We start from the raw sequence: 20229 nt of genomic DNA on the forward strand, positions 1-20229 counted from the left end.
CTCAGGTCTCAGGGAGCGCGTCGCGGTACGCTTGGTTATACGCACCGATGCCGGTCTGGACTGGTCGACTGATGTTGTCCAAGTAGTTTCTGAGCGCGGATGCGAAATCGTTGTACTCCGTTGAGTTTGGATTGCGTGGAACGTCCAGTCCGTTTCTTCGGTCGGGATCAAAGGGTGACAGGGCATCGATCCCCTCTTGGGGCCCAAGTCCGGCTTGTATGAAGGAATTGGCCAACATCGCCTGCATAGAAATAGAGCTTCGGGTTGGAGTGGTGATGTCCGCGGGCTTGTCCGTTTCGAAACTTGTGATGAACTCCTTGAACAAGGGTGAGGATATTCCGACCGCGGTTCCGGTTGGTCCTGGAAGGTTCCCCGCCATATCGAGCGCCCCGGATAGCAGCCTGCCTACGCGTTCTTTGGCCTCTGCGCCATCGCCAATGACGTCGTTGCTTGCGCTGATCAATGCGTTTTCGGATATGCCTTTCAGCTTTCCGGCCGCGTCGATCGCCGTCGCATCTTGAGGGAAATTTGGGTTATCGATCACTGACTGAGCGAAATCATTGATGTAGTCGTTCTGTAAGGCTATGGATCGAGCGTTTATGATGCGGGCAGCTTCGTCGTCGGTGTTGAGCACGGTGAGAAGGTCGACCGCCTTAGGCGACTTTGCGTCGCCGCCGTCGAATGCTTCGCCGAACCCGGTAGTCGGATTGAGACCCAGTCCACCAGCGGTGTCGGATGGCCGCCCGGCTATCTCGTCAAGGTAGGGCGTCATCGCATTTGCCAAGCTCTGTGTTAGCAGGGGATTCTCTTTGCCGAGTGAATCAAAACCGGTCATGTCAAGAAGGTCCGTTTTGTGTGTGCCCATGTAATCGGCGAGGACGCGCGCGGTCTCGCCAGCGCGGCGATTCAATTCCGGATCGGGAGAATTTGCATCCTGTTTGATCCAGTCGGTCAATGTGCTCGCAGCTTTACCGTCGTCAGACCAGGGATTAGTCAGGACGTCTTCCAGAAACTCCTGGTTCTTCGTGAACATATCGTGTGCGATCACTTTATCGTGGCCGGCGGTTTCGAAAATCCGCTGCACAACCTCATTACCACCAGTTGGGCTCGCCGCCAGAATTTCCTGACCACGTGACATCAGTGACCGGTCAAGTTCGGAGCCCTGTTGAAATTTCGGATCTCCATCACCGATGATGTCGGATAGCGTCATGAGGTTGCGGGCACCGTCTGTATCACCGAAGTGCACGTCGACGCCAGGTGCGTCGCTATGAGCAGGGCCGGAGAGGTCTAGCTTGGCTCCCAGCGCATCGCGGACCCCTGAAGGAAGGTCGTCCTTTCCGCCGACGTCCCATCCACTCGTCGGAATACCACCATTCGGGCTGACTACTTCCGCGTCACCGTGTCGGGGATAGTTCACATCGGGGTCGCTCATGACATTCATTGCGTTGGTCAGAATGTCGTTTTTATCGCCGAGCTTTTCTTTAAGAGCGGAAAGATCGTTTAACGACATGTCCTCCATGCGCTGCTGCATTCGTCCGACGAGTTCAGCCTGCACGGGATTCAGCTTCTCGGCCGGAATCTTGCTTCCTGTAGTCGGGTCGGTGCGGCCCTGGAGCTGCCGTGGATCGATGGTGTTCAAAATTTCGTCGACCTTCGATGCTGCATCTTTGTTGCCGTTGAGGGCGTCTTGAACCAAACCATCGACGTCTTCTGGCAAGAGCTCACCGTCCGCGCGGTCCTGCCACGCGGACATGATGTCTGGCTTGTCGTCTTCCTTGCCTTCTTTATTGCCTGCGGGTCCGAACCGCGTTGTCTTCTGGATGGTCTCGTACTCACCTTTGAGCTTGTCGACGTTGCCTTTGATGGTCGTCATGTCGTCGGTCGCCGCCTTGACGATGTCGTCGACCTTGGTGATGCCCGCTTTGGCGATCGGGATCAACTTGTTCTCGCGATCAGTGTCGGACAGGCCGGCCGGCAGGCAGTTGACCATGCTCTCGACCCAGCCCTTGGACGTATCGAGGTTGGTCCGTCCGACATTCACGACGTCGGCGGCCTTTTTGACCTCGCCGGCCATCTTCTTGTCGAGTTCGGCGAGTTTCTCGTAGACGGATGCGTGTTCTTTGTTGGCGGCGGCGTAGGCCTGGGATCCGGAGCCTTGCCAGCGGTCATCGGGTGCGGCAGCGTCGACGCTGGCCTTCATCTCCATCAGCCGTGAGCTGCCGTCGAACTGGGAGCCGTCGTCGGGAGTGCCCTGCCCAAACGTCTCGCGGGCCTTGTTCCACGTTGAATAGAACCCATCAAGCGCACTCACGGAAACCCCCTCGCCAGGACAGCTAACCTCAGTATCGCCGACGTCAAGCTACGGCAGAGACACTAATCGGCGGCTAAGCCTGCAGTTGCATCGGGAAGTCGACGTCGTCGCGGGCGATGGTGCCCGGAAAGCAAGGTGTGCTGGCCTGGAGTGTGGGCGGGTAGCCTTCGCGTGCTGCGACGATGATCTGGAGCCGGTATCCGTCGGGCCCGTAGCCGAATTGGTTGGGTTTGTGAAAGCCGTCGCGTTCCTCGACGCGCCAGCCCCAGCTGCGCCAGGTCTCGCCGACTCTCGAAACCATCGCCGCGGGATCAGTGCCCGCCGACAGCTTGAGCTCGCCGACGGCTTGAAAGTGTTTGGCCGCGGTGGGTTTGGTGTCGTTGTCGTCGCAGAAGCTGTTGGAGCCGGCAACACCGTACCGTGTCGCATCCAGGACGGTTCCGGCCGGCAACGCACTCAGGGACTTCTTGAGCAAGCCGACGATTGCGCCCTGGGCTTGTTGTTGTGACTCGGGCACAACGTCTTTCGGTTGCATCGCTTCATCTCCGGAGCATGCGGCGAGAAACAGACAGAGCCCGATCAAAAGAAACCTCACGGTTCGACCACGTCGTGTGGAACGCGTCCAGGAGGCTCACCAATCAAGTAACACCAACACTTCGCTACCTCGGTGCCAGGAATCCGACGGGCCCTGGGGATATACACACCGACAGCGCCGAGGTGTTCGCCCGCACGGATATCTGCTGGCCCGCCCCGGGCAGCCGCACGAACACCCGGTTCAGCCCGGGCCGCACCGGCACCTTGGTCTCGGGTCCCTCGGGTAGCGACATCGTCAGTGACCCGTCACTGTTGGCGAGGTAGTTGATCTCGGCGGTCCAGTCCGCGGGCAGCAGCGGGCCGTCGAGCGGCATGACGACGGGCGCGTCGGGCTGCACCAGGAACCCACACTGCGGCTCGGGCCCTTCGACGATCGTGCGCACCCACGTCACCTTCGCGTCGACCAGCGTGCCGGTCCGGTCGAACATCCGTAAATCTGTTGTCGCCGAGGCAAATTCGGGTCTGGGCCGGGCGAGGGCGAACATATGGCTGGCCAGGTTCTCCGGCCAGGCCACGCGCTGCAGGATCAACGGATCGACTTCCTGATCCAGCAGCGGTGCATCCGACGTCGCGGCCAGGCTGGCGCGCGCATTGTTCAAGTACGACGGCACCGGGCTGTCACGCCACACCCGCAGGAACGTCGCCGTCGAATAGAGGCTGCTTGCCACGAACAACACCGCGACGCCGACGACCGCGAAAGTCCGCCCACGCGATGCCGAGAACCGCGCAGACCGGTTCGGCGCGCAGAAGCCGACGGCCATCAAAATCGCCAGCACCATCACCAGATCGGGCAGATAGCGCAGTGTCTGCGCCAACTCCAGCGCGGTGAACCGCGACGAGCGCATGAGATAGATAGGTATCTGGCAGGCGATCGCGTAGCCGGCGGCCACCGCGAGCACCGGCCAGATCCGCGACTTGCGGACGAGCACCACCGCCACCGCGACGGCCAGACACACCCACCCCAGCACCATCACGGCAACTGGTGGCGTGGCCCACGGTGAGGCCGGCGCCCACCGCTGCCACGACCACGGCCCGCCGACCAGGCCGGGCACGATGCCGTGCGTCACCGACCGGCGCAACAGATCCCACGTCATGCCGACGTCGAAACTCCAGCGCTTCTGGTCGACGACGACGAGGTACACCCCGATCCAGGCGACCGTCAGCGCCAGGCACGCCACCCACAACCGCACGCCGCGTCGCCATACGTCGGCGAGGCCGAACGTCGACGTGACATATCCCAGCAGCGCCACCACCGCGAACGCGACGAACGGGATCACCGCGGCCTTCTCGAAGAACAACAGCCCGCCGAAGTACACGAGCACACCGAAAACCGCATGACGTGGTCGCCCGGTGCGTACGAGCAGCACGGCCTCGCCACACACCCAGGCGAGCGCGGCCAGCATGGGTAGTGAATTCAGGGCCGCCGCCCACCACGCGAACCCTGGCACGCCCAGCGGCGTGAACAACGCGAACGTCAGCGGCACGAGCAGGACGGGGCGCCAGCCGAGGATCACCCACAACGCCCGCAGCAGCGCGAGCGAGACCAGCAACTGCAGCACGATCAGGCTCAACGCCGCCCATACCCACGAGAACGGCGCCAGCCGGGTGATGGCGCCGGACACCAGGAACGCCGCGGGCATGACGTGGCCGTCGTGATCGTCGAACAGAAAGGACGGCGAGAACAGACTCTGGGTTCCGGCCCTGCCGATGAGGATGAGGTCGTCCCAGTAGAAATAGCCTCCGAAGGCCAGCACCGCCCGGACCACCAGTTGCAGCGCGATCAGCGCGGCGGCGGTACGGGCAACCCAGTTCACTCTTGCCGACTGTACGGACAAAGGTGCGCCACAGTCGCCGTCGGTATGGTGTGCCCGTGCGAACACTGGTGACAGGAGCCGCGGGCTTCATCGGATCGGCCCTGGTGGATCGACTGCTTGCCGACGGGCACAGCGTCGTCGGACTCGACGACCTCAGCACGGGCCGCGTCGACAACCTCAGCGACGCCGACAACGACAAGAACTTCGAGTTCGTCAAGGCCGACATCGTCGACGCCGATCTGATCGGACTGCTCGCCGAGATCAAGCCCGAGGTGATATTCCACCTGGCCGCCCAGATCTCGGTGAAGCGCTCGGTGGACGACCCGCAGCTCGACGCGACCGTCAACGTCGTCGGCACGGTGCGGCTGGCCGAGGCGGCCCGGCAGACCGGTGTTCGCAAGGTCGTGCACACATCGTCGGGCGGCTCGGTGTACGGCACCCCGCCGGCCTATCCGACCAGCGAGGACATGCCCACCGATCCAGCTTCGCCGTACGCGGCGAGCAAGGTCGCCGGCGAGGTGTACCTCAACATGTTCCGCAATCTCTATGACCTCGACTGCTCGCACATCGCCCCGGCCAACGTGTACGGCCCGCGCCAGGATCCGCACGGTGAGGCGGGTGTGGTCGCGATCTTCGCGCAGGCGCTGCTGGCCGGGCGGCCCACGAAGATCTTCGGCGACGGCAGCGACACCCGCGACTACGTGTACGTCGACGACGTCGTGGACGCGTTCGTGAAAGCGTCCGGGACCGAGGGTGGGGGGCAGCGGTTCAACGTCGGCACCGGCGTGGAAACCTCGGTGCGCCAACTGCATTCGGCCATCGCGAAGGCCGTCGGCGCCGCGGACGAGCCGGAGTTCTACCCGCCGCGCCTGGGTGACCTGCGGCGCTCGAAGCTCGACATCGGCCGGGCCAGGACGGTGCTGGGCTGGCAGCCGGCGGTCGAGCTGGCCGACGGTGTCGAGAAGACGGTTGATTTCTTCCGCAACAACCCTCGGTAGAAAAGATTGTGAGTACTCACTTTCTGCGCTAGCGTGGCGGCAACCGAACAGGGAGGTTCGCCATGTCCTATGACGTCATCGTCCGCAACGGGCTCTGGTTCGACGGGACGGGCAAGCCGCCGCAGGTCCGTACGCTGGGCATTCGCGACGGAGTGGTCGCCGCGGTGTCCGCGAAGCCGCTCGACGAAACCGGGTGCCCCGAGATACTCGACGCCTCGGGCAAGTGGGTGATCCCCGGCTTCATCGACGTGCACACCCACTACGACGCCGAGATCCTGCTCGACCCGGGCCTGCGCGAATCGGTGCGGCACGGTGTCACCACGGTGCTGCTGGGCATGTGCTCGCTGTCGACGGTGTACGCCGACACCGAGGATGCCGCCGATCTGTTCAGCCGCGTCGAGGCGGTGCCGCGCCAGTACGTGCTCGGCGCGCTGCAGCAACACAAGACCTGGTCGAACCCGGCCGAGTACGTGAAGGCCATCGACGAATTGCCGCTCGGGCCCAACGTCGCGTCGCTGCTCGGACATTCAGACCTGCGGGCCTCGGTGCTCGGACTGGACCGCGCGACGACGCGCGGTGTGACGCCGACCGACGCCGAACTCGAGACCATGGCTCAAAAACTGGACGAGGCGCTCGACGCCGGAATGCTCGGCATGTCCGGCATGGACGCCGCGATCGACAAACTCGACGGCGACCGCTTCCGCTCCCGGGCGCTGCCGTCCACCTTCGCCACCTGGCGCGAACGCAGGCGGCTCATCAAGGTGCTGCGCAAGCGCGGCCGCATGCTCCAGAGCGCGCCCAACGTCGCCAAAGCACAAGAGGCACTGAACTTCTTCCTGGAGAGCAGCGGCCTGTTCGGCCGCCGCCGCGGGGTGAAGATGAGCCTGCTCGTCTCGGCCGACGCCAAGTCCTCGCCGGGCGCCGTGCATGTGCTCGGCCCGGGCACGCGCCTGCTCAACCGGATCCTCGACGCGAAGGTGCGCTTCCAGCACCTGCCCGTTCCGTTCGTGTTGTATTCGGACGGAATCGATCTGCCGGTGTTCGAGGAGTTCGGTGCCGGCACGGCGGCATTGCACCTGCGCGACCAACTTGAGCGCAACAAGCTGCTGGCCGACCCCGAGTACCGGCGCCGGTTCCGTCGCTCGTTCGACCGCCGCAAGCTCGGACCGACGTTGTGGCACCGCGACTTCCACGACGCCACGATCGTCGAGTGCCCCGATGAGACGCTGATTGGCAAGAGCTTCGGCCAGATCGCCGACGAGCGCGGCATCCACCCGCTCGACGCCTTCCTCGACGTGCTGGTCGACAACGGTGAACGCAACGTCCGCTGGACCACGATCGTCGCCAACCACCGGCCCAAGCAGCTCGACAAGCTGGCCAAGGAATCGTCGGTGCACATGGGATTCTCGGATGCCGGTGCGCACCTTCGGAATATGGCGTTCTACAACTACGCGCTGCGGCTGCTCAAGCGGGTCCGCGATGCGCAGCTGGCCGGCCGGCCGTTCCTCACCACCGAACGTGCCGTGCACCGGTTGACGGCCGAGGTCGCCGACTGGTTCGGCGTCGACGCGGGAACGCTGCGCGAAGGTGACCGTGCCGACTTCGTGGTGATCGACCCGAAGGGTCTCAACGACGACGTGGATGCCTATCACGAAGAGTCCGTGCCGTTCTACGGCGGCCTGAGCCGGATGGTCAACCGCAATGACGAGGCGATCGTCGCGACCGCCGTGAACGGCGCGGTGGTGTTCCGAAACGGCGAGTTCCGTGACGGCTACGGCGAGACCGTGAAGTCGGGCCGCTACCTGCGTGCGGGTTCTGAGACGCGCCTGAAAACGCCTGTCTGACATGGCCAGAACTCAACAGCAGCGCCGGGAGGAGACCGTCGCGCGCCTACTCGACGCCAGCATCGACACGATCATCGACGTCGGGTATGCGAAAGCTTCGGCGGCCGTGATCGCGAGGCGGGCGAAGGTCTCCGACGGTGCGCTGTTCCGGCATTTCCCCACGATGGGTGACTTCATGGCCGCCACCGGCCGCGAGGTGATGCGCCGTCAGCTCGAGCTGTTCACCAAGCGCGTCACGGAGATTCCCGCCGAGCAGCCCGCACTCGAAGCGGTGCTGACCATCCTGCGCGATGTCACCGGCAACGACACGAATACGGTGATGTACGAACTCATGGTGGCGGCGCGCACCGACGAGAAGCTCAAGGCCGCCCTTCGCGACATGCTCGGCGAGTACGCCACCAACATCTACGAAACCGCCAGGACCGTACCGGGTTCCGAGCAGTTCCCGGAAGACGTGTTCACCGCGGCGGTCGCCATCCTGATCAACACGTTCGACGGTGCGGCGATCGTGCGGTCGGTGCTGCCGCAACCGGAACTGGAGGGTCCGCGGATCGCGTTGCTGACGGCGTTGCTCAGCCGTTAGCGCGACGGACCCTCGCCGGGCACGCGGACGTTCTGCAACGCCACCGCGCGGGCGAGCTGCGCGTACCGCAACTCGATGTCCTTGAACCGCACATACGTGCTCAGCGTCGTGAAGGCGAACGCGATGATCAGCACGTACTCCATCAGATCGGTACCGCGGTCCACCCCAAGCCAATTGGCGAGCACGGTGGTGTCGTCGGGCCGCAGGATCGCATAGATCCCGGCGACCACGAACAGCACATAGCCGACCTTCACCCACGCCTTGGTGCGTGCGCTGGTACGCGACCGCAACAGATACGCCAGCAGCACCAGCACCGAGACGATCAACAGTGCCTGAATCCAGTTCATCGCGTCAGCCTCCCGCGCAACAGCCCGTCGAAGACGATGTTGACCCCGTTGAGCAGCGGCTGTCCCTTCGACTTCGAATAGTCGGTGTAGAGGATCTCGACGGGTTCTTCTGCCACCCGCCAACGGTTTTCGTAGGCCAGCGAGATGAACTCCCCGGCATGGCTCATCCCGTTCATCGTGAGGTCGAGTTCGTCGGCGACCTTCCGGTTGAACACCCGCAGACCGTTGTGGGCGTCGGTCAGGCCGAGTTTGCGGCTGCGCGGGCTCAGAAACGCTGCAGTGCGCAGGATCACGCGTTTGAGGGGCGGGATGTGGGTGACCACGTCCGCGAATCTGGTGCCGACGACGAGGTCGACGTCGTCGGCACGGAGCCGGTCGATCATCCGGACGAGATCCTTGACCTGGTGTTGCCCGTCGGCGTCGAATGTGGCAAATATCTGGGCGCCGGGCCGGCGTCGCGCGTAGGTCACGCCGGTCTGGATCGCGGCGCCCTGCCCGAGATTGACCGGATGCGTCACGACGTGCGCACCGGCGCCCAGCGCACGGTCGGCGGTGGCGTCGTGGCTGCCGTCGTCGACACATACGACGTTGGCGAAGATCGACCGGATGTCAGCGACGACGTCGCCGATGATCCCCGCCTCGTTGTAGGCGGGGATGACGATCCAAACGTCGTGGTATCGCGTGTCGATGGCCCATAACGTACACCCCTAGGCCTGGGACAATCTGGCAAGTGCCCCCAGGTGTACTGCGATGCCCACCAACGGCCCGCACAACAGTGCCACCACCGTGCGCGTCTCCAGGCCGAGCGGCAACAGCAACAATCCCACCGCGGTGACCGTCGCGATCACCCAGCCGAGCGCGTACGCGCGGTGCAGTGCGGCCGCGACCGCGGCCGCACCCGTCAGCGTCAGCATCGCGATGGCCACGGCCGCCGCGGTGAGCCAGGCCAGCAGGGTTCCGTCGGCGCGGTACTCGTCGCCGAACCCCACTCTCAGCAACCACGGGCCGACCAGCCCGGCGGCCACCACGCCGACAGCGCCGAGCGCGGCCACCACCGCCGCCGGGGCGACGAGCGCCCGAAGCCGGGCGCTGCGCTGGTCGACGAAATGGGCGATCAGGTTGCCCTGCATCGCGGTCAGCGGCACGAGCAGGGGTGCGCGCGTGAGGGTGACGGCGAGGATGACGACGCCGCCTGCGGCGCCGAGATCGGCCGAGGTGGCCTTGAGCAGTACGGGAAAACCCATCACCAGGATCGCGCTGGCACCCGCGGCAGCGATCGAGTGCGCGGCGCCGCGCAGAAACGTCGTGGTGCCGCCCGCCGTGACGAGTTGTGCCGCCATCCGCGCGGCCGGCGACGCGATCAGCATGATCAACCACGACGCGGCACCGGCCACCGTCGCCCAGAGGAACCCGACCAGGCCCCAGCCCAGCACGAACGTGGCCGCCGCGACGGCCACGCGGATCGCCGCGTCGGTGACCATCAACGCCCCGTACTCGGTCCACCGGTTGACCCCGGCCAGCATGCCGAGAAGCGTGGCGTGCAGACAGAACCCGGCCAGGCCGACGCTCAACAGCGCGACGCTCAGCGCTTGCGATTCGGCGAACACATGCGCGCCCCACAGCGGTGAACTGCCCGCGATCACGAGTGCCGAGACGACACCGACCATCGCGGCAACGCGCATCGGATGTGTGCGAGGCGAGGTCGTGAGATCGATGTGCCGAGCCGACCGGACCTCGCGCGTGGCCTCCTGCAGCAGGCCGTTGGCGGCGCCCGTCACCAGACCGAACGCGCCCCAGAACACGCCGAACACCGAGAATCCTTCCGGTTCCAGGTTGCGGGCCGCCAGGTACAGCACGGCGTAGCCGCAGATCGCGGTGATGGCGGTCGCGACGCCGACGCGGGCGACGCTGCTGCGGGTTATCGGTCCGGTTGCGGGCGGGCCACCGCCGTCGGTCACAGCGGCGGCAGCGCTTTCGAGTACAGCCACGCCTGCCACAGTGGCTGCAGGGACTCACTGGTGTAGCCGGCGGCCAGGCCGGTGAAATCGTCGGTGAACGCCGTGCTGTGCCGGTGGCGCGTGGTCCAATCCTTGAGCAGCGCAAAGAAGTTCTTGTCACCGATGCGTTTGCGCAACACATGCAGGGTCAACGCGCCCCGCTTGTAGACACGGTCGTCGAACATGTCGCGCGGCCCGGGATCGGCCAGCACCAAATCCTGCGGCAGGTCGCGCAGCCCCTGGTGGTAACGGCGTGCCCAGTCGGCAGCGCTGGGACCACCGCTGTCCTCCGACCACAGCCATTCGGCGTAACAGGCGAAACCCTCGTGCAGCCAGATGTCGCGCCAGCGGCGCGCCGTCACGGAATTGCCGAACCACTGGTGGGCGAGTTCATGGGCGATCAGCCGCTCGGCGCTGCGGTGTCCGTCGCAGTGATTGGCGCCGAAGATCGAGATTCCCTGGGCTTCGAGCGGGATCTCCAGGTCGTCGTCGGTCACCACCACGGTGTACCCGTTGGACAGCGGATACGGGCCGAAAAGCTTGACGAAGAGCTTCATCATCTGCGGTTGGCGGCCGAAGTCGTGGTCGAAGTCGCGGCGCAGCCTCGGCGGCACCGCGCCGTGCATCGGCACCGGGGATTTGGTCATCCGGTGCATCTCGTACATGCCGATCTGCAGGGTGATCAGATACGTCGACGTCGGCTCGGGTTGCTCGTAAGTCCACACGGTGTGGCCGGCGCGGACCTTGCGCGACACCAGCTCACCGTTGGCCAGTGCGAGGTAGGGGCTGTCGGTGCTGATCTGGATGCGGTAGCTGGCCTTGGAGCTGGGATGGTCGTCGCAGGGAAACCACGATGCCGCGCCGTTGGGCTGACCGGCGACCAGCGCGCCGTTCGACAGTTCCTCGAAACCGACTTCGCCCCAAAGAGATCGGATCGGGCGCGGAACACCGCTGTAGCGCACGACGATCGTCATCGCCGCGCCGGCGGGCAGTGGGGCGGACAACGCGATCGACAGCTTGCCACCCGAACATCGGAACTGGGCGGGTCTGCGGCCGTTGACCGAAACCTTCGACACGGACAGCGCGTCGGACAGATCCAGCGTGAACGTGCGCAGCGCGGCCAGCGTCACCGCGGTGATGGTCGCCGATCCGGCCAGCCGGTTGATCGCCACCTTGTACTCGAGATCGAGTTCGTAGCGCGACACCCGATAGCCGAAGTTGCCGTTGCCCGGGAGATACGGGTCGATGACAGGGGCTGAGAATGCTCTCTTGGCGGCCTTCTTCGATCTCGTCACGCGGCAGGTACTTCTTCGGTTTTCTTGGCTGCCGCAGCGCGCTTCTTGCCGAACATGTTCCACGGGGCGATCGGGTTGCCCTGCCACCGCGTCGACGGCGGTACCTCGTCGCCGCGCATCACCAACGAGCCCGGACCGACGGTCGCCCCGGCGCCCAGCCGCGCGGCCGGCAGCGCGACGCAATGCGGTCCCAATGTCGAACCTTCCTCCAGCACAACGCTGTCCATCCGCATGATGCGGTCGTGGAACAGGTGGGTCTGCACCACGCAGCCGCGGTTGACGGTGGCGCCGGTGCCGAGTGTCACCAGATCGGCCTCCGGCAGCCAGTAGGTTTCGCACCATACTCCGCGGCCGATCGATGCGCCCAGTCCCCGCAGCCACAGGTTCATCACCGGGGTGCCGCTCGCGGCACGCGCGAACCACGGCGCGGCTACGGTCTCGACGAACGTGTCCGACACCTCGTTGCGCCACACGAACGACGACCACAGCGGATGCTCGACCGCGCGAATCCGCCCGATCACCAACCACTTCGCGATCACCGCGATCGCCCCGGCGACTGCACCGGCCGCCAGCAGCACCACGCCGCTGGCCAATGCCGTCCACAGGTAGCCGAACCGGATGGCCAGCGCCTGGATGACGCCGAGCACCGCGATACCGATCCCGAACGTCACGATCACCGGGATCAGCCGGCAGGTTTCCACGGCCGACCGCAGAACCTTGAGCCGCGTGGAGGGATGGAACGTGCGCAGTGCGTCCGCGGCAGTGGCGTTGCGCCGCAAGCGCACCGGTGGGCTGCCCAGCCAGGACGACCCGGCCTTGGCCTTGTGCGGGGTCGCCGACAGCACGGCGACCAGTCCGTCGTCGGGAACCTTGCGGCCGGGCTGGGTGATGCCCGAGTTGCCGAGGAACGCGCGCTTGCCGATGGTCGCCTTCGCGACGTGGATCCAGCCGCCGCCCAGCTCGTACGACGCCACCATGGTGTCGTCGGCCAAGAACGCGCCGTCCTGCACCTCGGTGAACTTCGGGGTGAACAGCGCCGTCGAAATCTCGGTGCCCTTGCCGACTTTCGCACCGAGCAGGCGCAGCCACCACGGCGTGAGCAGGCTGGCATAGATCGGGAACAGATAGTTGCGCGCGGCGTCCATCAGGCGTTCGGTCGCCCACAACTGCCAGCCGACACGGCTGCGCACGGGGTGGTAGCCCTCGGACAGGCCGAACGACAGCACCCGCACGCCGATCACCGTCAGGCCCGCGTAGACGACCAGCGCCGCGATCGCCGCGACGGGCGTCCACACCAGTGCGGGCACGATCGCGTCGGCGGCCGACGCGGTGTCGTGGATACCCCAGCCGATCACCGCGAGCCCGGCCGCCAACCCGACCAGCGGCAGGCTGCCGAGCAGGATCGACGTGAGGCCGTAGATCGCCACCCACAGGGGAGCGCGGCGCGGCCGGTGGTCGGGCCACGGATGGCGCGCCTTGCCGGACTTCACCGCGGGCGAGCCCTTCCAGTACTGGCCGTTCTTGACCTTGCCGACGACCGCTGAGCCGGGCGCGACATCGGCGTTCTTGCCGACGATCGCGCCGGGCAACAGCGTCGTGCGGGCACCGATCGTGGCGTCGTTGCCGATCGACACCGGCCCGACGTGGAACAGGTCGCCGTCGATCCAGTGCCCGGTGAGGTCCACTTCGGGCTCGACCGACGAGCGGTGGCCGATCTTGAGCATGCCGGTCACGGGCGGTGCCGAATGCAGGTCGACGCCTTTGCCGACGGTGTTGCCGAGCGCGCGGGCGTAGTACACCATCCACGGCGCACCGGCGAGGTTCTCGGCGCCACTCGCGTCGGCCAGCCGTTCGGCGAACCACACCCGCAGGTGCACCGGGCCGCCGCGGCGATACGTGCCGGGTTGCAGCCCGCTCAGCAGCATCCTGGCGAACAGCACCGCGATGCCCATCCGGCCCAGCGGGGTGATGAACACCAGAAACCCGACCAGCAGCCACCACCAGTTGACGGGATGCGCCCACGGCAGCACGCCGAGCCAGGCGGCCACGTTGTTCAGCAGCGCCAGCCAGATCACCCACTGCACACCGGTCAGCGTGGCCAGGGGCAGCGACAGCGCGATCTGCGCGGCCTGGGTGAGCCGCGGCGTCGGCTTGACCTCGCGCGTCTCCACGCGCGGCGGCGGCTTGAGTTCGTCGAGGTAGCCGGCGAGCGACCCCAGCCGTGGATGGTCGTAGAGGTCGGCGACGGTGACTTGCGGATACTTCTGGCGCAGCGCGGCGACGAGCTGCGCCGCCGACAATGAGCCACCGCCGAGCGCGATGAAGTCGGCCTCCGGCCCGTCGACGGGCGTGCCGAGGACGTCGCGCCACAACCCGGCGAGCCAGCCGATGGTGCCCCCGAGTTCGGGCGCGTCCTGCTCGGTCTCGCCGGGTGGCGGCCAGGGCAGCGCGTTGCGGTCGACCTTGCCCGACGTGCGAGTGGGCAACTCGTCGAGGAGTACGAGCCGGGGGACGAGCGCGGCCGGAAGCGACTCGGACAGTGCGGCGCGCGCCGCCGCCAGGTCGAACGACGGATCCGTGCTCGCGATGTAGCCGACCAGCAGCGGGGTGCCGCTCGCGGTTTTGCGGACCGCGGCCGCGCCACCGCTGACGCCGGGCAGGTTCACCAGCGCGTTGTCCACCTCGCCCAGTTCGATGCGGCGTCCGCCCACCTTGACCTGGTCGTCGGCGCGGCCCTGGAAGTACAGGCCGTCGGCCTCCAACCGGACCAGGTCGCCGCTGCGGTACGCACGGCTCCAGCCCAGGGTCGGCATGGGTGCGTACTTCTCGGCGTCCTTGTCCGGGTCGAGGTAGCGCGCGAGGCCGACCCCGCCGATCACGAGTTCGCCGACCTCGCCGATCGCGACGGGACGGCTGTCCTTGTCGACGACGGCCAGGTCCCAGCCGGCCAGCGGCAAGCCGATGCTGACGGGACCCTGCCCGTCCAGCGGGGCCGCGCACGCGACGACCGTCGCCTCGGTGGGCCCGTAGGTGTTCCACACCTCGCGCCCGTCGACCGCGAGGCGCTGCGCCAGTTCGGGTGGGCAGGCCTCGCCGCCGAAGATCAGCAGCCGGACCGCCTCGAGTGCCTCCGCCGGCCACAGCGCGGCCAGCGTCGGCACCGTCGACACCACCGTGATGTCGCGGCTGACCAACCACGGGCCTAGGTCCATGCCGCTGCGGACGAGTGACCGTGGCGCGGGTACCAGGCATGCGCCGTGGCGCCAGGCCAGCCACATCTCCTCGCAGGACGCGTCGAATGCCACCGACAGCCCGGCCAGCACCCGGTCTCCGGGACCGATCGGGTTGTCCTGCAAGAACATTCGGGCTTCGGCGTCGACGAATGCGGCCGCGCTGCGATGCGTCACCGCGACGCCCTTCGGAGTTCCCGTCGACCCCGACGTGAAGATGATCCAGGCGTCGTCGCGGCCCAGCGGTGCGGCGGCGCGCCAGCCCCGCGACGACCCGGGCCCGCGGATCAGGCCGGCCTCGGTGATCACGCCGACCACGTTGGCCTCCCGGAACACCAGCTCGGCGCGCTCGTCGGGATCGTCGGCGTCCACCGGCACGTAGGCCGCCCCGGTTGCCAGGGCTGACAGGATCGCGACGTAGAGCGCGTAGCTGCCGGACGGCATCCGGATGCCGATCCGGTCGCCGCGGCCGATGCCGCGCGCGGCCAGCCACGCGACGCTGTCTTCGACATCGGCGATCAATTCGGCGTAGGTGAGTTGCACCGTGCCGTCGTCGAGCGCGGGCGCGTCGGGGAACGTGCGCGCCGTCTCATAGAGGATGTCCACCAGCGTGCGGGGTTGCGGTGCCATCGGTGAGAGCACGTATTGAGCGGGGATCTGGTGCCCACGATCTGCGTCGTCCGGTGCTGTCACGGGTACAAACTACTAAGCCGGCGTCGATGGAGCCCGATAGTGCACGGCGTGCCCGCTCGATTTCGGATCGCGCTCACCATCAGGCACACTTGTCGGCGGAGGGGAGTATTCCTTCGCTGCGGTGTCGTCATCACGTCGGTCGTCATGGATCCGATCGGTGCCGCAGGCCGGCCTCGATCGCCGGTGGAAGAGACCTCCGGCGTTGTTTGGCGACCGGAGGTATTTGCATGCAGGTAACCCAGCTCGAATGGATCATCACGCTCACCGTGACGATCGCCGTGCTGTTGTTCGACGTGGTAGTGATCGGGCGACGGCCACATGAACCGTCAACCCGCGAGACCGCGACATATCTGTCGATCTACATCGGCATGGCGGTCCTGTTCGGGGTGTGGGTGTGGCTCTTCCACGGCAGTCAGTTCGGGCTCGAGTTCTTTGCCGGATGGTTGACGGAATACAGCCTGTCGGTGGACAACCTGTTCATCTTCCTGATCATCATGGCCAGCTTCAAAGTGCCGCGGATCTATCAACAGCAGGCGTTGCTGGTCGGCATCATCCTGGCGCTGATCTTCCGTGGCATCTTCATCGCGCTGGGTGCCGTTGCGATCAACCAGTTCTCGTGGGTCTTCTACATCTTCGGCGCGTTCCTCGTCTACACCGCGATCGGTCTGGTCAAAGACACCGACCACGACGACGACGGTGACAACGCGGTCGTGCGATTCGCCCGCAAGCACCTGCGCACCACCGACAAGTGGGACGGCCTGCGCTTGTGGATCAACGAGAACGGCACGCGGCTGATGACGCCGATGTTCTTGGTGATCGTCGCGCTGGGCACGACGGACCTGCTGTTCGCGCTCGACTCGATCCCGGCGATCTACGGCCTGACCCAGGAGCCCTACCTGGTGTTCACCGCCAACGTGTTCGCCCTGATGGGTCTGCGCCAGCTCTACTTCCTGCTCGGCGACCTGCTCAAGCGGCTGGTGTACCTCTCCCAGGGGCTCGCGTTCATCCTCGCGTTCATCGGCGTGAAGCTGATCCTGCACGCCTTGCACGAGAACGAACTGCCGTTCATCAACGGTGGTGAGCCGGTGCACGTGCCCGAGATCCCGACGCTCGCGAGCCTCGGCGTGATCATCGTGACGCTGCTGGTGACGACCGTCGCGAGCCTCTACAAGACGCGGGTGCGCGACGCGAAATAGTCCCTTGGATTCGGCCTGAGCACAACTCTGGGCAGGTGCGGTATTCGCACGTAGCGTGGCGAGGTGCGGATTTTTGTGGCGGATGCCGGGACCTGGACTGAGCTGACCGACGGCGGTGAGCCGACGGTCCGGATCTCGGCGCCCGACCTCGCGCAGGCCCGCCGGCTTCGCACCCGCATCCGATCCGAGGATGCGGGTGCCTCGGTCGTGCTGGATGTCACGGTGGCCGTCGCCGGGGACTACCGGTCCGCGCGGCGGGGCCTGGAACTGGCTGGTTCCGAGGCGAACGTGCGCTATGTCGGCACGGTCGACGGGCTGGCGGGGCTGATCGCCGACATCGAGTCCGCCGGTGTCGCCGACGGTGTGACGCTGCTGCCTGCCACGCCCGGATCGGACCTGGGGGCATTGGCCGCCGACGTGCTGCGCCGGTTGGAAGCTCGTTCTCAGGCGAGGGCTTCGTAGATCAGCTGGGCGTAGCGGTTCGTGCGTTCGGTTCCGGTAGTGCCCGGACCCATCCTGTTCATGACGTAGGAGCTGGTGGCCCGGCGCTCGGGATTCATCACGACCATCGAGCCGCCCCAGCCGCCCCAGAAGCAGACCTTCTCGTCGGGAATGGCAGGCACGCTCACCGGCTCGGGTAGACCGAAGCCCATACCGAACCGCAGCGGAATCATCAGCACCTGGTCGATGCCGTTCGATTGCTCCTCGAAGATGAGGTCGATCGTCTCGGGACTGAGCAGTTCAGCTCCGTCGCGCTTGCCGCCCAACGAGATTGGTGACAGTGCTTGCGCGAGGGATCGCGCGTTGCCGTGTCCGTTGGCCGCGCCGATGTCTGCGCGGCGCCATGCCGTGGATTCGGCCAGCGCCGCGCCGTTGGCGTCGGGCGGCAGCGGCGTGGAGAACGTCTTTCGTGCCGGATGCTCTGCCGGCAACACGTCCAGCGCCACGGGCAACGGCGGCGGCGGTATCAGCTCGGCGATGCGGTGGTCGTCGTCGGCGCGCGCCCCGATCTGAATATCGGCTCCGAGCGGCTCGGCGATTTCTTCACGGACGAACTGTTTCAACGACTTTCCGGTCACCCGCCGCACAACCTCGCCGATCAGGTGGCCGTAGTTGACCGCGTGGTAGCCCGAGGCCGATCCGGGTTGCCACCAGGGCGCTTGCCGGGCGAGCTGCGCGGTCGCCTTCTGCCAGTCGTAGAGGTCGTCGATCGAGAACGGCGCGTCCCAGCCCGACACCCCGGACGTGTGCGACAGCAAGTGCCGCACTTCGATGTCCTGTTTGCCGTTCTCGGCGAACTCGGGCCAGTACTTGGCCACCGGCGCGTACGGATCGAGCGCGCCACGGTCGATGACCATCAGCGCCGCCAGCGCGGTGAGCGTCTTGGTGCACGAGAAGACGTTGACGATGGTGTCTTCGGCCCACGGAACAGTGCGTGCCGCGTCGGTGTATCCGCCCCAGATGTCGAGCACGAGTTCGCCGTCGACATCGACGGCGATCGCCGCACCGGTTTCCTCACCGGTGGAAACGGCCTCGGCCAAGGCGTCGCGAACGGCGGTGAAACGGCGGTCACAGTGGCCATGCACGAGGTCTTCCATCGCCACATCATGAGGGAACGACGGGACTTGCCGATGCGAATCCAACTAATACAACCAGTGCATGAGTAAGCCGCAAACTTGACTTGGACATGTATTTATTGGGGTCGTACGGTGCCACTATGACATCCATGGTGCAGACGACAGACCTGACCGGGCAGATGTTGATCGCGGGCAAGCCGGTGCGCGGCACCGGCACCGAGATCCGCGGCATCGATCCGCAGAACGCGGCCGCCCTCGAACCCGCCTACGCGTACGGCGACAGCACCCACGTCGAAGCCGCGTGCGCCGCTGCCGCCGAAGCGTTTGCCGCATACCGCGGCGCACCGATCGAAACGCGGGCCCGTTTCCTGGAGGCCATCGCGGCCAACCTGGAGTCGATCAGCGACGCCCTGGTCGACCGCGCACACGCCGAGAGCGGCCTGCCCCGCCCGCGCCTGACCGGTGAGGTCGGGCGCACCGCAGGCCAGCTGCGGTTGTTCGCCGGCGTGCTGCGCGAGGGCAGCTGGAACGAGGCCCGCATCGATCCCGCTCTCCCTGACCGCACCCCGCTGCCGCGTCCCGACATCCGCCAGCGCAGCGTGCCGCTCGGCCCCGTCGCAGTGTTCGGCGCCAGCAACTTCCCGCTGGCCTTCTCGGTGGCCGGTGGAGACACCGCCTCGGCGCTGGCCGCCGGATGCCCCGTCGTGGTCAAGGCGCACGACGCCCATCCCGGCACCTCCGAACTGGTCGGCCGCGCCATCACCGACGCGGTCGCCGCGTGCGGTCTGCCGGCAGGCACCTTCTCCCTGCTCTACGGGTACGGGCCGGAGCTTGGCACCGCGCTGGTCACCGATCCCCGCATCAAGGCGGTCGGATTCACCGGATCGCGCGGCGGTGGCATGGCCCTGATGGCCGCCGCGGCAGGCCGGCGCGAACCGATCCCGGTGTACGCCGAGATGAGCGCCATCAACCCCGTCTTTCTGCTGCCGGGTGCCCTGGCCAGTCATGGTGCCGACCTGGGCCGCGCGTTCGTCGGCTCTCTCACCCTGGGCTCCGGACAGTTCTGCACCAACCCGGGCCTCGTGATCGCCGTCGACGGTCCCGAGCTGGACGCGTTCCTCGCCGCCGCGGGGGAGGCGGTCGCTGCCAGCGCGCCTGCCGCGATGCTGACGCCCGGTATCGCCGACAGCTTCCGCACCGGTGTCGAAGCGCTTGAGAAAGAGGCAGTGCTGGTTGCGCGCGGATCCGATGCCGACGCCCCCGCGGTGTCCTGCCGCGCGGCCCTGTTCACCAGCGACGCGCCGACCTTCCTCGGTTCAGAGGCGTTGCAGGCCGAGGTGTTCGGCGCCTCGGGCGTCGTGATCCGGTGCGCCGACGCCGCCGAGATGCTCCGGGTCGCCGCCAACGTGGAGGGGCAGCTCACCGCGACGATCCACGCCGACGAGTCCGACCACGACCAGGCCGGTGACCTGCTGGAGGTCCTCGAGCTCAAGGCGGGCCGAATCCTGTTCAACGGCTGGCCGACCGGTGTCGAGGTCGGCCACGCCATGGTCCACGGCGGGCCGTTCCCGTCCACCTCCGACTCGCGTACCACCTCGGTCGGTGCGCGCGCCATCGAGCGGTTCCTGCGGCCGGTCTGCTACCAAGACGCTCCGAAGTCCTTGCTGCCCAGCGCTGTTGCGGACGGCAATCCCGACGGGCTGTGGCGGCGCATCGACGGCCAACTCACCAAAGACTGACCACCGTAGAA

The 20229-nt window shown here is 66.6% G+C and carries 15 protein-coding genes; 6 read left to right on the top strand and 9 right to left on the bottom strand.

The window, feature by feature from the left end; genetic code table 11:
• Nucleotide 1: 1 nt before the first annotated feature.
• From AWC31_RS37640 to AWC31_RS05080, 3 genes are all read right to left on the bottom strand, one after another.
• The gene (locus AWC31_RS37640; RefSeq protein WP_207626290.1) at nucleotides 2-2311 is read right to left on the bottom strand and encodes a TPR repeat domain-containing protein; all 2310 of its coding nucleotides are present in this window, start codon (nucleotides 2309-2311) and stop codon (nucleotides 2-4) included.
• 73 nt (nucleotides 2312-2384) lie between these two features.
• Entirely contained in the window at nucleotides 2385-2846 is a 462-nt protein-coding gene (locus tag AWC31_RS05075; RefSeq protein ID WP_234816729.1) for a hypothetical protein, read from the bottom strand.
• Nucleotides 2847-2970: 124 nt separating this feature from the next.
• Entirely contained in the window at nucleotides 2971-4719 is a 1749-nt protein-coding gene (locus AWC31_RS05080) for a hypothetical protein (RefSeq protein WP_085143241.1), read from the bottom strand.
• A gap of 56 nt (nucleotides 4720-4775) precedes the next feature.
• On the opposite strand from AWC31_RS05080, the gene AWC31_RS05085 reads away from it, so the two are divergent.
• From AWC31_RS05085 to AWC31_RS05095, 3 genes are all read left to right on the top strand, one after another.
• Nucleotides 4776-5717: a GDP-mannose 4,6-dehydratase gene (locus AWC31_RS05085; protein ID WP_165765914.1), complete on the top strand. Its 942-nt coding sequence runs from the start codon at nucleotides 4776-4778 to the stop codon at nucleotides 5715-5717.
• A 62-nt stretch (nucleotides 5718-5779) separates the two neighbouring features.
• Entirely contained in the window at nucleotides 5780-7561 is a 1782-nt protein-coding gene (locus tag AWC31_RS05090) for an N-acyl-D-amino-acid deacylase family protein (RefSeq protein ID WP_085143243.1), read from the top strand.
• 1 nt (nucleotide 7562) lies between these two features.
• A complete protein-coding gene (locus AWC31_RS05095; protein WP_085143245.1) occupies nucleotides 7563-8144 on the top strand; it encodes a TetR/AcrR family transcriptional regulator in 582 nt (193 codons plus the stop codon).
• Here AWC31_RS05095 and AWC31_RS05100 read toward each other — a convergent pair.
• The 5 genes from AWC31_RS05100 to AWC31_RS05120 are packed head-to-tail and all read right to left on the bottom strand — an operon-like array spanning nucleotide 8141 to nucleotide 15643.
• Complete coding sequence (locus AWC31_RS05100; RefSeq protein WP_085143247.1) at nucleotides 8141-8491, bottom strand: DUF2304 domain-containing protein; 351 nt, start codon at nucleotides 8489-8491, stop codon at nucleotides 8141-8143. The genes AWC31_RS05095 and AWC31_RS05100 overlap by 4 nt on opposite strands.
• Nucleotides 8488-9180 carry a polyprenyl-phospho-N-acetylgalactosaminyl synthase PpgS gene (locus AWC31_RS05105; protein WP_085143249.1) on the bottom strand — a complete coding sequence of 231 codons (693 nt, stop codon included), beginning with the start codon at nucleotides 9178-9180 and terminating at the stop codon, nucleotides 8488-8490. The genes AWC31_RS05100 and AWC31_RS05105 overlap by 4 nt, the downstream gene beginning before the upstream one ends.
• 18 nt (nucleotides 9181-9198) lie before the next feature.
• Entirely contained in the window at nucleotides 9199-10479 is a 1281-nt protein-coding gene (locus tag AWC31_RS05110) for a hypothetical protein (protein ID WP_374214065.1), read from the bottom strand.
• Nucleotides 10446-11783, bottom strand: a complete 1338-nt coding sequence (locus tag AWC31_RS05115) for a M1 family metallopeptidase (RefSeq protein WP_085143253.1) — start codon at nucleotides 11781-11783, stop codon at nucleotides 10446-10448. The genes AWC31_RS05110 and AWC31_RS05115 overlap by 34 nt, the downstream gene beginning before the upstream one ends.
• Nucleotides 11780-15643: a Pls/PosA family non-ribosomal peptide synthetase gene (locus AWC31_RS05120; protein WP_234816739.1), complete on the bottom strand. Its 3864-nt coding sequence runs from the start codon at nucleotides 15641-15643 to the stop codon at nucleotides 11780-11782. The genes AWC31_RS05115 and AWC31_RS05120 overlap by 4 nt, the downstream gene beginning before the upstream one ends.
• Before the next feature lie 290 nt (nucleotides 15644-15933).
• On the opposite strand from AWC31_RS05120, the gene AWC31_RS05125 reads away from it, so the two are divergent.
• On the top strand, nucleotides 15934-16902 hold the full coding sequence (locus AWC31_RS05125; RefSeq protein ID WP_085143257.1) for a TerC family protein: 969 nt from the start codon (nucleotides 15934-15936) through the stop codon (nucleotides 16900-16902).
• A gap of 63 nt (nucleotides 16903-16965) precedes the next feature.
• Nucleotides 16966-17364 (top strand): hypothetical protein, encoded by a 399-nt coding sequence (locus AWC31_RS05130; protein WP_234816730.1) that lies wholly within the window; start codon nucleotides 16966-16968, stop codon nucleotides 17362-17364.
• Here the strand turns inward: AWC31_RS05130 and AWC31_RS05135 are convergent.
• Nucleotides 17346-18500, bottom strand: coding sequence for a serine hydrolase domain-containing protein (locus tag AWC31_RS05135; RefSeq protein ID WP_085143261.1), 1155 nt, complete (start codon nucleotides 18498-18500; stop codon nucleotides 17346-17348). The genes AWC31_RS05130 and AWC31_RS05135 overlap by 19 nt on opposite strands.
• 119 nt (nucleotides 18501-18619) lie before the next feature.
• On the opposite strand from AWC31_RS05135, the gene AWC31_RS05140 reads away from it, so the two are divergent.
• Nucleotides 18620-20218 (top strand): aldehyde dehydrogenase (NADP(+)), encoded by a 1599-nt coding sequence (locus AWC31_RS05140; RefSeq protein WP_085143263.1) that lies wholly within the window; start codon nucleotides 18620-18622, stop codon nucleotides 20216-20218.
• Nucleotides 20219-20229: the final 11 nt, after the last annotated feature.

The sequence above is a fragment of the Mycolicibacterium wolinskyi genome, from assembly GCF_002101965.1.
GTDB lineage: Bacteria > Actinomycetota > Actinomycetes > Mycobacteriales > Mycobacteriaceae > Mycobacterium > Mycobacterium wolinskyi.